Annotated in this window: 8 protein-coding genes, 1 tRNA gene and 1 pseudogene; 6 read left to right on the top strand and 4 right to left on the bottom strand. The window is 41.7% G+C overall.

The window, feature by feature from the left end; translation table 11 throughout:
* Positions 1-24 precede the first annotated feature (24 nt).
* Positions 25-498, bottom strand: a complete 474-nt coding sequence (locus IJ00_RS07090) for a DUF4359 domain-containing protein (RefSeq protein ID WP_046814741.1) — start codon at positions 496-498, stop codon at positions 25-27.
* 114 nt (positions 499-612) lie between these two features.
* On the opposite strand from IJ00_RS07090, the gene IJ00_RS07085 reads away from it, so the two are divergent.
* A tRNA-His gene (locus IJ00_RS07085) sits at positions 613-685 on the top strand.
* Between the two features lie 489 nt (positions 686-1,174).
* Here IJ00_RS07085 and IJ00_RS27600 read toward each other — a convergent pair.
* The gene (locus IJ00_RS27600) at positions 1,175-1,858 is read right to left on the bottom strand and encodes a peptidoglycan-binding protein (RefSeq protein WP_238178450.1); all 684 of its coding nucleotides are present in this window, start codon (positions 1,856-1,858) and stop codon (positions 1,175-1,177) included.
* 307 nt (positions 1,859-2,165) lie between these two features.
* Entirely contained in the window at positions 2,166-3,257 is a 1,092-nt protein-coding gene (gene cax, locus IJ00_RS07075) for a calcium/proton exchanger (protein WP_035151403.1), read from the bottom strand.
* A 1,302-nt stretch (positions 3,258-4,559) separates the two neighbouring features.
* On the opposite strand from cax, the gene IJ00_RS07070 reads away from it, so the two are divergent.
* The gene (locus IJ00_RS07070; RefSeq protein WP_035151400.1) at positions 4,560-7,148 is read left to right on the top strand and encodes a DUF3536 domain-containing protein; all 2,589 of its coding nucleotides are present in this window, start codon (positions 4,560-4,562) and stop codon (positions 7,146-7,148) included.
* Positions 7,149-7,790: 642 nt separating this feature from the next.
* On the opposite strand, the gene IJ00_RS07055 is transcribed toward IJ00_RS07070, so the two are convergent.
* Positions 7,791-9,137 carry an FHA domain-containing protein gene (locus tag IJ00_RS07055; protein ID WP_035151393.1) on the bottom strand — a complete coding sequence of 449 codons (1,347 nt, stop codon included), beginning with the start codon at positions 9,135-9,137 and terminating at the stop codon, positions 7,791-7,793.
* 507 nt (positions 9,138-9,644) lie between these two features.
* On the opposite strand from IJ00_RS07055, the gene IJ00_RS07050 reads away from it, so the two are divergent.
* The 4 genes and pseudogenes from IJ00_RS07050 to IJ00_RS30120 form a co-directional block, all read left to right on the top strand.
* Positions 9,645-10,292 (top strand): FHA domain-containing protein, encoded by a 648-nt coding sequence (locus tag IJ00_RS07050; protein WP_035151390.1) that lies wholly within the window; start codon positions 9,645-9,647, stop codon positions 10,290-10,292.
* A 980-nt stretch (positions 10,293-11,272) separates the two neighbouring features.
* Positions 11,273-11,614: a YciI family protein gene (locus IJ00_RS07045; RefSeq protein ID WP_035151387.1), complete on the top strand. Its 342-nt coding sequence runs from the start codon at positions 11,273-11,275 to the stop codon at positions 11,612-11,614.
* Positions 11,615-11,625: 11 nt separating this feature from the next.
* Complete coding sequence (locus IJ00_RS07040) at positions 11,626-12,243, top strand: glutathione S-transferase family protein (RefSeq protein ID WP_035151384.1); 618 nt, start codon at positions 11,626-11,628, stop codon at positions 12,241-12,243.
* A 6-nt stretch (positions 12,244-12,249) separates the two neighbouring features.
* A pseudogene (locus IJ00_RS30120) lies at positions 12,250-12,465 on the top strand (sigma factor); the annotation flags it as partial.
* Between the last annotated feature and the right edge of the window lie 48 nt (positions 12,466-12,513).

The raw sequence follows: 12,513 nt of genomic DNA, 5'->3' as shown, positions 1-12,513 counted from the left end.
CTTAACAGGCGATCGCGCAAAAATTCACCGGCTCAAACCACCCATGACTATTTCCACTGATTGCCGATTCCCCATCACCTTACCCTTCTGCTCCGCTTTGTAGGTATAAAAATTTCCGAAAACTCCTATACTCTCAAACTGATAAACAGGTTCAGTCGGTAAAAAAGCATCTAGTCTGACACCGGGTACTAGGGAATTAACGTTTAAATTTGTCGTGTAAATACTGAAAATAATATAGTCTTGGCGCTTAGTACTCCCAGCAATCACATTCCGAATCTCTGTTTTCCCAGAGTCAAGAACTTTATCACACTGGAAGTTGATAACTTTTTCCAAGAATCCTGTGGTTTTCTTACAAACATTGGTTTTGACGTATTCTGTCAATTTTCCTGTGGCGTAGCTTTCATATTCTTCCTGGGGAGGATTCGTTTTTGCCATTACTCCCCCTAAAACTACCAATCCAATTACCCCTACCCCAGCCAAAAGATTTATCAGTTTCATAATTTGTTGCAGAGTGATTTACTATCGTTTTTAGACTTGAGGTTTATCTCGTCCGTTCCGAGAAAAAATACTAGACTATTTTTCTAAGGCTGTGCTATACTTGGAGATGCGATGGCGGGTGTAGCCAAGTGGTTAAGGCAGAGGTTTGTGGTACCTCCACTCGTGGGTTCGAGTCCCATCATCCGCCCTGAGTAAATATTAATAGATTATTTCCTGTGTATTCAGTTCACCGGAAGCAGACGGCAATAGCTATCGTCGCGCCATGGTAGGAATGAAATCATGCGATACATAGCACTGGCGATCGCCCTATATTTGAATTTTTGTAAATTCCGATACAGAAATTTATAATTCGAGATGAAAACTCTCATCTAAATGTCAATAAATAAATTTAATTCAAGTTTTAATCCAGACAGGAATTATCCCTTTTCTGGAATTCTATAATATCAGCTATCAAGTCTCAATCATCGAGGCAAAATTATATGCATGACCATACACACGAATCAACTGCAAATGACCACACCATAGCTAACATGGTAATTATCACCATCCTCGCTTTTTGTGGATTGACAACAATTTTTCTGTTGGGTATTTTTTAAGCTGAAGATATTAGTCAATAGTTAAATATTTAGCTTTGACGGCAGTCCCGAAAATCTAGTATTTTGGGACTGCTCATTGATTACAAAGTTAATTCTCTCCAAGTGTTACGCCCTACAATTCCATCTACAACTAAATTTCGCTGGTCTTGAAAAGCTTTAACCGCAGCTTCTGTGAGAGCGTCAAAGCTACCATCTACAGGAAGTGCATAACCATTAGATGATAGTAATTTCTGTAAAACTCGCACCGAATCCCCAGAATGACCAAAGCGTAAAAGCGGCAAGCTAGAATTCAACCGAGCCATTTTATTGTTAATTAACCGCCGACTACGACGAGATAAACTTTTATCAGGTTTACCAGGACGAGGGGAATTTTCATGAATCAGAGTTTTATCTACATCTTTATTTCTGCTATTTGTTAACAAATTCATGGCTGACTGTAAGATGGGAGAATTTCCCATGAATTCCGGTTGGGGGTAAAATTCGTAATCCCAGCTAGGGCTGATATTATTAACAGTTCCCAACTCCATCCCTGAGATGAAAATTTCCTGTTTGCTTACAGGAGTAGTGGCATTCTCTAGATTTTCCTTGATGGGCACAAATTCCGGTGGTGTTATCTCCGTAGTTATAACTACCTGAGATGTCTGACCTTGTGTAGACTGTTCCACCTGATTATCTGACTGGATAACTACAGCCTGTGCCATCTTCGGAGGACTTATCTGTCCTGCTACTAACATACCCGTCATCAGTATACTAAGGTCGCTCATTGTAATTCATATTACTTCTACCTGTATTGCTATTGACAGATAAAATAGCAAAATTTCCGGAATAATCACTAGGATATTTACTCCGGATAGGTAGATTATTTTTTATTAAAGGAATTATCTTGGCAATTCTAGTGGCTTTTCTGGTAGGTAACTGTAGCGGTGATTACCCATTCACTACTTTATCTTGAGGAGTATAGACGCTTTGGCGATCGCCAAGGGAAATTGCAGCCAGGGAAAATCCGGTTTCTGTGGGGATGTTGAGGGAAAACCGGATTTCTTGAACTAACTTCTAGAAAACATTGCTGACTTATCCCATCCCCTCAATCACTGGGTGGAAGTAGAAAGCAAATCCCAATACAGCATAGGCAGCTAGTAATAATGTACCTTCGAGCCAGTTAGACTTGCCATCAGAGCTGATACTATTGGCAATTAAGACAGCAACAGCAACAGCAACTAATTCAAAGGGATTGAAATCTAAATCCATGGGTTGGTGAAATATCCACCCAGCAATTACCAGAACCGGTGCGACAAATAGGGCAATTTGCATACTCGAACCGACAGCAACGGATAGGGAAAGATCCATTTTATCCTTCATGGCAACAGTAATAGCGGTGGCGTGTTCCGCAGCGTTACCAATAATCGGAACCAGAATTACCCCGGTGAAGAGTGCAGTTAAACCCAGTTGGGAGGTGGCAACTTCTAGGGAATCAACTAATAGCTCAGACTCCACAGCAACGAACAAGGTACATACTAGTAAAACTCCAGTCCAGAGTAAAACATTGGGTTTGTGTGCTGCCAGTTCTTCGGCTTCATTTTCTGCGACACCTACTTCATAGAGGTAGGCGTGAGTTTTCATGGAAAATAACAGAGTTAGGGCATAGACAAAAATTAAAATCACTGCCACTGCTAGGGAAAGGTTTTGCAGTGTCTCCTCACCAATCCCTTGGGAAGTGTAATTCATGGCAGTGGGTAAGAGAATGGCAATGACTGCTAAATTCATGGCAGCTGCATTCACCCGTGCCACAATGGGTTGAAATGTCTGCTCTTTGAAGCGCAAGCCACCCAATAGCATGGATAAACCCATGACTAGTAATAAGTTACCAATAATTGAACCTGTAATACTGGCTTTGACAACATCGACTAATCCTGCTTTCAAAGCAACTAAGGCAATGATTAATTCTGTGGCGTTGCCAAAAGTGGCATTGAGTAAACCTCCCAAGGTGGGACCAACAACAACGGCGATTTCCTCTGTTGCTGCACCCATCCAGGCTGCAAGAGGTAGGATTGCTAAACCGGCTGTGATAAAAACGATTAATTCCCCCCACTCTAAAAAGTGAGCAGCGACGGAAACAGGAATAAATAGTAGTAGAACGAGAAAGATAATATTCTTAGTTGACATTCGCGATCTCTTGTAAATTGTACTCAGCCGATTGATTTGAGATTTGAGATTTTGGATAGTAGAAACAGCAACCTGTATGTTCTGTGGAAAATCCCCCAGGGGTGATCCATAATGCCAAATCCCAAATTGACAGGTTATTAACTAGCAATTTTAGATTTTAGATGAAAATTTATTTGAGTTGTTATTTTCCCTCCTAGGCAAAATTAATGGCACATCCGAGAGGTGAAAATCCTGTTTGCTAAGAATTAGGGAACTAAACCACCTAGGGGAGATGGATGAAACCCTCACTAGCAGGGAGTTAGGAGGTTCCCTGGATGGTAAAGTTAAACCCAAAATTGCCAATCTCAAATCTAAAATTGATTAACCAGACTCTAGGATACCCTTAACCCTGGGGCTTGATGGTTCAGAAATTCTACTGCTTTTGGGAAATAATACCGATTCAAAAAATGTTTACGACAGATACCCCACCGAAATCGGGGAGGGTTGGGGAGGGGTTTTGTCCATGTGCCGTATTGTTTTTTCAAATTGGTATAACCGTGGCAATCCTATTGAATGCATGTATATAGTCGTTGATTAACCTTTACCCGCATTTATCACAAAACGGTAAGGGCGGTTTATAAATATGTTTCAATGATTCACGAATATCTCATAAACCTGCCCCTAGAGCTTCTGAACTTTTCATCAAGAGGCGTGAGAAATTGAGGTTTAGCCCGTTCTCTGGATTTTGGAGTTGCACCCTTTGCATTTCTATCTGGTGATACTCATTTTCCATGGTCGCATTCATCTTCTAGGATATGTATCAATAGAATATTTATGATAATTAGTAAAGGATGATTTACTTAATTTAATTTACCTTATAAATTGTTTTCAATTGTCTTTGCAAAAATTAAAAGCTGGTTTTGAACCTTAGTCGAGAAATAGGGTTTAGAATATTAAAATATAGTTAAGTTTTTGGCGATCGCCAGGAAAGAAATTCAACGGCAAGACGTTTTTCTTCGTAAGTTGATATCATGGTAGGATGTTTATCCGATAACACCAATTACCAGCAATCTTCAACTTTACATAATTAAACATTTGCTGACATAGTTATATCTTGACCTGTTTTTGTGGTCATAGCATTGTAAAAGGTTTTATTCAGTAGTGCTGGGTAAGGAGTAACAACTGCTGAGTAAGAATATCGGTGTTAGGATAGCACGCATCGGAGCAATCTTTTCTCAGCACTCAGCATCTGCTCACGCCAATGTTTCCATCGGTTGTTTTTGGCACAACTGCAAGTATTTTTGAGAATTTGGATAAGTTTATATGACTTCTGCTGCTGATTTACCAGCTAGTACTGGTACAAGTTGGACATCATCGGAAAATATCCACCACAGTTCTGATCCCGCGAAGACAGCAACGGGTGTATACGTAACTGTTCATGGTCATTTTTACCAACCACCCAGGGAAAACCCTTACTTGGATGCCATTGAAAGACAACCAGGAGCAGCGCCTTTTCATGATTGGAATGAAAGAATTCACCATGAGTGCTATCGTCCGAATGCCTTTGCCAGAGTGTTAAATAACAAAGGCGAAGTGGTGGGGATCGTTAATAACTATGAATATTTGAGCTTTAATATTGGGGCGACTTTGATGTCATGGATAGAACGCCATGATGTGGAAGTATACCAAAGAATTTTGGCAGCCGATCGCCAGTCCTGTGAGCGATTAAATGGACATGGCAACGCGATCGCCCAAGTTTATAACCATATCATCATGCCCCTGGCAAATGAGCAGGACAAATATACGCAGATTCGTTGGGGTAAAGCAGACTTCCGTTCCCGTTTCGGACGTGATCCCGAAGGAATGTGGTTAGCGGAAACCGCAGTAGACTATGCAACCTTAGCAGCGTTAATCGCCGAAGATATCCGCTTTATTATTCTGGCTCCCTCCCAAGCACAACGCTGTCGTCCCTTTGCCAGTGAACATGATCCCCAACCGGAATGGCTAGAAGTTGGTGGCAGTCAAATTGATCCCACCCGTCCCTATCGCTGTTATCTGCCAGACTCTGGACAGGAAAAATATATAGATATCTTCTTTTATGATGGTCCTATTTCCCGTGACATGGGTTTTAGTGATGTTCTCAATAGTTCCAATTTTCTCGCAGGTAGAATTGGAGCCGCAATCCATGGAGATCATCGTCCATCTCAGTTAATCTCCGTAGCTACCGATGGGGAAACCTTCGGACATCATAGGGGAGGAACGGAAAAAACCCTTGCCTATGCATTTACGGAAGAATTCCCCCGTTGGGGATGGCAAGTAACTAATTTTGCCCATTATCTGAGTTTACATTCTCCCACCTGGGAAGTGGAATTAAAACCCGTCACCGCATGGAGTTGCGCCCATGGTGTCGATCGCTGGCAAGATGATTGTGGTTGTGGTGGAGCGCCGGGATGGCATTTAAAATGGCGAAAACCATTGCGAAATGCTTTAAATTGGCTACGGGATCAATTGATTGATGTTTATACACAACATGGTCAGTTGTTCTTCCAAAACCCGTGGCAAGCTAGGGATGAGTATATTGATGTGATCCGCGATCGCACTCCCGAAAATGTACAAAGTTTCTTGTTCCGTCACCAAACCCACAAATTAACCCCCGAAGAACAGGTAGATGCTCTGCGGTTGCTGGAAATGCAGCGTCACGCACTACTAATGTTCACTAGCTGTGGCTGGTTTTTTGAAGAAATTTCTCGCCCCGAAGGCACACAAATCCTCCGTTATGCCGCACGAGCTTTAGAATTAGCTGGGGATGTGGCAGGGGTACAATTAGAAGCGGAGTTTGTCAGACGATTGGCAAAGGCTCCCAGTAATATCGATATCTTTAAGGATGGTGCAGAAGTATATCGCCAATTGGTACTCACTGCCCAAATTAGTTTTCGACAGGTTGCCGCACACCACGCGATTACTTCCCTATTTCATCATGGGCAGGGAACAAAATCTCAGTCTAAACGTGTTTATTGTTACAGGGCTAATCAGTCAGATTACCACCTGCAACGTATGGGGGCGATGACTCTGGTAATAGGGCAACTAGAGCTAGTATCTGAAATTACCTGGGAAAGTCAGAATTTAATCTTTGCGGTACTGCATTTAGGGGGTTGGGATTTCCATTGTTGTATTCAACCCTTTACTGGTAGACGCAACTATAGCAAACTCAAGGAAAAACTCTCTGAGTCTTTGCAACAAGCTAGTGCTGCTCGTACTATCTTGGTGATGAGAGATTTGTTTGGTGAAACAGCTTTTAGTTTACAAGACTTGTTTGCTGAGGAGCGTCATCGCTTGATGCACTTGCTTAGTCAAGAAACCCTGACAAGACTCGACCAACTTTATACTCAAACCTATCGAGATAATTACGGTGTCTTAATGGCATTTCACCGTGATGGGATTGCTCCACCCCAGGAATTGCAGGGAGCTGCGGAAATTGCCCTAGGTTATCGGTGTATGCAAGCACTGCGTAATTTAGAACAGGATATTGCGGAAGGGCAAATAGGTGTGAATTATCTGGTGCAGTTAGAGGCGATCGCCACAGAAGCAAAACACCTACGTTGTCAACTACACATACCCGAAGGGAAGCAAATATTAGAACAGATAATAGTGCGATCGCTCTGGTTGTTGTTGCATGATCCCCAGGTAGAAATTGATGCAGATATCCCATCTTTAGGCAAATTAATTGATATCAGTTATCAGCTAAATATCGGTATCTCCTTAGATCGTGCCCAAGAACTATATTACAACTGCTTGCACCAGCAGATATTGCCACAACTACAAGTTGCCATCTCCCAAGGAGAAGATAGCACGAGATATGGTCAACTGCTGAAATTAGGACAAAAGTTAGCCGTTGATGTGAGCAGTAAGTAATAACAGATAAGGGGAAGGGTAAAAAGTGTTTTTTCTCTTCCCTACCATCCATTACCTATTTCTAATCTCGTCACAGTGATAGGGGTACAACCACTCACATTTAAAGATTCCCCCAGAATGCTTCTCAAAAAAAGTTCCTGCATGTCTTCCTGGTGAGATATCAATACCAGCTTTAGTTTTTATCTCATACAACTTGGGAAAAGCTGCGATAAATACAGCGATAACAATTATGCTATATCCCATTAACTTAGGAAGCATCTTGGTTGATTTCGGTGCAAGTTGATTAAGATTGTCTGGCATAAAAAACTAGATTATTAAATAAATTTTTATCTAGTTATTAAATACATGAAAGCTGATAGCAATTTCGGATTTAAGCTTGACTTTATCCCAAATTAAGAACTTAGCTTTCCTTATGGGGCAAAAATCCTATTTTTTTGGAAAATACTTTTTCTCTGTCACAGATTTTCGCTCAATTCCAAAAACTCAAACTATTGTCTTGCAATGGTTTCAGCGTCGGATTTTGGGTTTCATAAAAATGGATAAAGTCGAGATAACAACATATTGGAAATGAGTGAGATATAGAAATATCCCACCCGGACTATCAGTTAAGAGTTGATGTTCCGTGATTTTGGGGTAATTCTCTCAACTATATCCCATGCCGCCAATAATATAATTGACAATTGCCACTGCTGAGGGTACATTAGTCGCTAATAAAACCTGATTCACGTTACATACCTTCAGGAATGCTTCCTCATTAGCGTGTCCAGACTGTATTTGTCTAACATCTCGGAGAAAAATCACCCCTAAAACCTCATCATTGGCAACCATTGCTGCTGCAATTTGGTATCCTCCCGCGTTTGTTGCGGGTAATTTTTGGCTAACCGAAAATTTACTTTCTTGGGATAAAACCTCACTCAAATTAGGAGTGGTAATTGTTCTACAAAGAGAGAAAAACTCTTGATTTTTACGGACAAATTCGGTGAGTTCCCGTTGCTTCCCGTCATGGGCAATGAAAATTATATACTTGTCTGCAATAATTTCTCTGACTTTACTATTTAGCTTAATCGTAACTCCCGATTCTGTATTAGCTTCAACGGGGTAAATCGAATTAATCAAGGAATCATCAGGAGTAGAATCAGGTACTGCGGAAGCATAATTTTGCTCCTCAATAAAATTATTTTTTTCTGCTAATTCACGAACATTTTCCGGTGCAGAAATATTAGAAAAGTCTCTGAGTTGAGGCGTGTCTATAAAAACGGGACTATCGATAAATTCTTGTCCATAGTTATTTCCTTGATTTATGAGTTCATCGGAGACAATTAACGGTTCTGAGGGTTGAATATAAGTTGATTCTGGAGAATTGGATGCAATAATATCATGGGGTTGAATATAGGTATTTTCTCCAGGAGTATCATTTGCAAGGTTGAAAATTGCGGCAATTTCTGCTGAAGAGTTAGCATTTTCACTTGCTAGGGAGTAATCATCTGGAAATTGAATGAAAGTATGTTTTTCTGTAGATTTATTAATTTCTTCTGGTTGAATATAGGTTTCTGGTGCATTTTTCAAGACTTCGGGTTGTTGATTGGTGGTTTCTGGAACAGGATTTTCCCTGGTATGAGAGAAAACAGTAGACTGAGGATTAATGTAAGCAGTTTCTGTGAACTCTTCCACTGGGATTATCGCTTCCGCGATTAAGACAAAATCACCAATACGAATTACATCTCCACCATTCAGGATATGGATTTGATTGGTTCCCGAAAGTCTGCCGTTGACAATGGAACCATTTCTGCTACCTAAGTCACAAAAGTAATAATTCCCCTCTTGCCAGATAAATTTGCCATGTAATCGACTGACATCGGGACTGTTTAACACCAGTCCGGAATTAGGCGATCGCCCAATTAAACATTCCCCGTTTATCTTGATTGTTAAAGCTAGGTCAACTTCCTGAACTTGCCCTAGTGTTTGTGAATTTAGAACTTTGATTTTCATAATCAAATCTTCAGTGATGACAGTTCTCTTCAGACTTAGCTCGCTTCTATCTACAATAATGACTAATTTCCCAGCCAATAGGTAGAAGGACAAGATAGTATTTAAATACTTTTTGATGGTTCCGGTTTACGCCAATCACCAAGATTTCGGTAAAATATTTAACATAACTTTATGTTTAGACAAATTTTATCGAGAAAAAGGGAATTTTACATTTGAGTCTAGATGGGAAAAATGGCAGCCCCTTAACCAGAAGATTAGCCTATCGATTCTTATCCGTGTGTTCAGAACCTTGATGAATTTCTCAAAAGCCTTATATTTCTCCTTCTAGAATTATTCTTTCATTCCCAACTCTTCAATAAATCTATTTGTGGTGTACCCTAAAGAGAATCAGCGTTTGCTTTTCAGTACCAAATTCGCTGAACCCATAACTACACCTCAAGAACAACCTCTTCCGAAACAGTCTGACTTAATCACTTGTTAGCAGTACTCGATACATATCTAATCTATATGGCTGCAAATCGTTGCCCTAATTCCCAATGTGAGTTATTTAATCGTGTTTTACCTAACAATATCAAGGATTGTCCCATGTGTGGCACAGCTTTGGGTAATGCTGTAGCTGTCTCTCCCCGTCTCCCAGTCATCCCAAAACCCCAGGTAGTTGAACCATCCCCAGTCATCCCCACACCCCAGGTAGTTGAACCATCCCCAGTCATCCCAACACCCCAGGTAGTCAAACCACCTCAATATACAAAACTCAATCCGACTAGTTCTCAATCACATCATCAAACTGTTCTACCTGTAGAACCCATAGTAGTATCCCAGCGTCCCACTTTGAAGTTACACCACACCTCTGGCAAGGAAATTGCATTTTGTGGTGATGAGGGAAATTTGGGTAGGCGATCGCCAAAAAACCAAGTCATCCCAGAAATCGACCTCACAGGTATTGCCCACGAAGGTATAATTTCTCGTGTTCATGCCCGTATTTATTGGGACTATAATCAAAATGCCTATATTCTCATTGACCAAAGCCGCAACGGAACTTATTTAAATGGCATTCCCCTCTCTACAGGATTGCCCTACCGTCTCAACGATGGAGATTACTTGCAGCTAGGTCAAGATAGTCTAGTTTGTTTTTATATTGCGGTCACGGAGTAAAATAGAGCAGGCGATCGCCCTCACAAATCCCCATGCTTAAGCTTTACCGAAAAATTTGGGTCTAAAGCCCCGTCCTTCTAGGTCGGCTTTTTAGTATAAAGGTCACTGGGACAGTGTTGCAAGCCTAACAAGCTCTTTGGGTGATGAGTCCACTTCGCTTTCCCACATAGTTAAAAAGTTGTGGGGTGGGTGTCCAGGATGAATAAGTATAGTAATTGGGCGTTGCTGATTCAGGGGATGATTTTGCTGATGTTTGGACGAAATAATAATACTTTCAGCCTCTAGTTCATCCCGCATTTATGCAACAAGTTGTTAATACCACTCGAAACGATTACCTAAAGCTGTTCGAGCGTATCAGCCTTTGCCAAACTGTATTTGGTTAGTGGGTTGTATCTGTGGCGATCGCAAATTTGCAAACCAGTGCCGTAAAGTAATTTAATTAAAAGTTGATGTACTCAATATAATATTTGAATGATTGCAAAAACTTAATATTTTGTAATAACTTTTGGTACGTATTTATATTTCTTCGCGTTAACTGCATCAACTTTTAAATCTAAATCTTGTTTTAATACCTCATTCGGATGTTATACGGAAAATTTCTGGATATCCGCGAGGAATATACTGAAAAGCTTGTACTTACGTATAAATTTAGGTAAATAGACCGAATAATTCCGTCTATTCCCCGGACAAAGTTCTTGATATTATGACTAAATTATCTGTAATGCTTAATTTGACTGGATTGCTTTGGCTGATAGACGGAAACTTTCGGGTTAATAAATAGTTAGCCTGCTCAAGTAATTGATCATGGTCGGATGAGTGATGTTTGGTTGGATTCAATTGCCACTCCACCATCGCCTTGTTTAAATTTTTCTCAAAATAAATACAAGCCCCTGTCGAAATGCCAGACTCTTGTTCGTCATAGCAGTAGAGAGCAGAGAAAACTTCTGTAATCTAATCAAACCTCTAACGGACAAGTTCTGATGAAATACGCGATTCTGGTTTACGAGACTGAGCAAGATTTTGCTAACCGCGAAATGCATATGCCTGCATACAACGCCTACTCACAAGCTCTCGCTGAAGCGGGAGTGATGGCGGGTGGTGCGGCACTTCACCCCAGTCATACAGGCACCACCATTCGCCTACAAAACGGACAACGGAAGGTGCAAGATGGCCCCTATGCCGATACCAAAGAGCAACTGGGCGGCTTTTTTATCATCGATGTCCCAGATCTAGATGCGGCTCTAGATTGGGCGGCTCGTTGTCCTGCCGCGAGTAATTGCGCCGTTGAAGTCCGTCCTTTGCTACCCATGAACCAGGAATAGGAGATGATTTGATGAAATTTTACTACTTTCCCCCCTCTCCTAATACTCGCAAAGTTCACGCTGTGGCGATTCATCTGGGACTACCCCTTGAACTGCGATTAGTGGATTTGCAGCAAGGGGAACAACGCACACCAGAGTTTATCCAGCTAAATCCAACAGGACGCACGCCAGTTTTACGAGATGGCGAGTTTGTTTTGTGGGAGTCAACTGCGATTATGCAATATTTGGCAAGTCAGGTTGCCAATACTCTCTGGCCAGAAGCTCCACAGATTCGAGCAGACATTATGCGCTGGCAAAGTTGGCAGCTTGCCCACTGGCATCAAGTCTGTCAGCCGTTGCAATACGAGAACTTCGTCAAGCCTCTTTTGCAATTGGGAGAGCCTGATCTGCAAGTCGTGCAATCGGCAACTGAACGCTTTCATGCAGAAGCGATCGCCCTGAATCAGCACCTAGCAGAGCGTAAATTCTTAGTCAATGACACCTTGACATTGGCTGACTTCTCCGTTGCCAGTGACTTAACCTATGCGGTGCCTGGGCGATTCCCCCTGGAAGACTATCCTCATATTCGCACTTGGTATAGTCGGATTGAGCAATTACCCGCTTGGCAACAAACAGCACCGAGAGGTTAAACACAGATGGATGCACGTCGAGCGGCAGAATTGGCTGCCCGCAATTCCTATGGCAGATTGGTGGCGTATCTAGCAGCCCAAACAAGAGATGTGGCGGCTGCCGAAGATGCCCTCGGCGATGCTTTCGTGACGGCCTTAAAAACTTGGACGGAGACCGGAGTTCCCAAAAATCCTGAAGCATGGCTGCTGGTCACGGCGAGACACCGATTGATTGACATCGCAAGGCGATCGCAAGTTCGAGATAAAATCCTCAACACCTTCAAACTAAAC

The sequence above is a fragment of the Calothrix sp. 336/3 genome (assembly GCF_000734895.2).
Lineage (GTDB): Bacteria > Cyanobacteriota > Cyanobacteriia > Cyanobacteriales > Nostocaceae > 336-3.
Note: the sequence above shows the minus strand (reverse complement) of the source record. Positions and strands in the feature narration are given on the sequence as shown.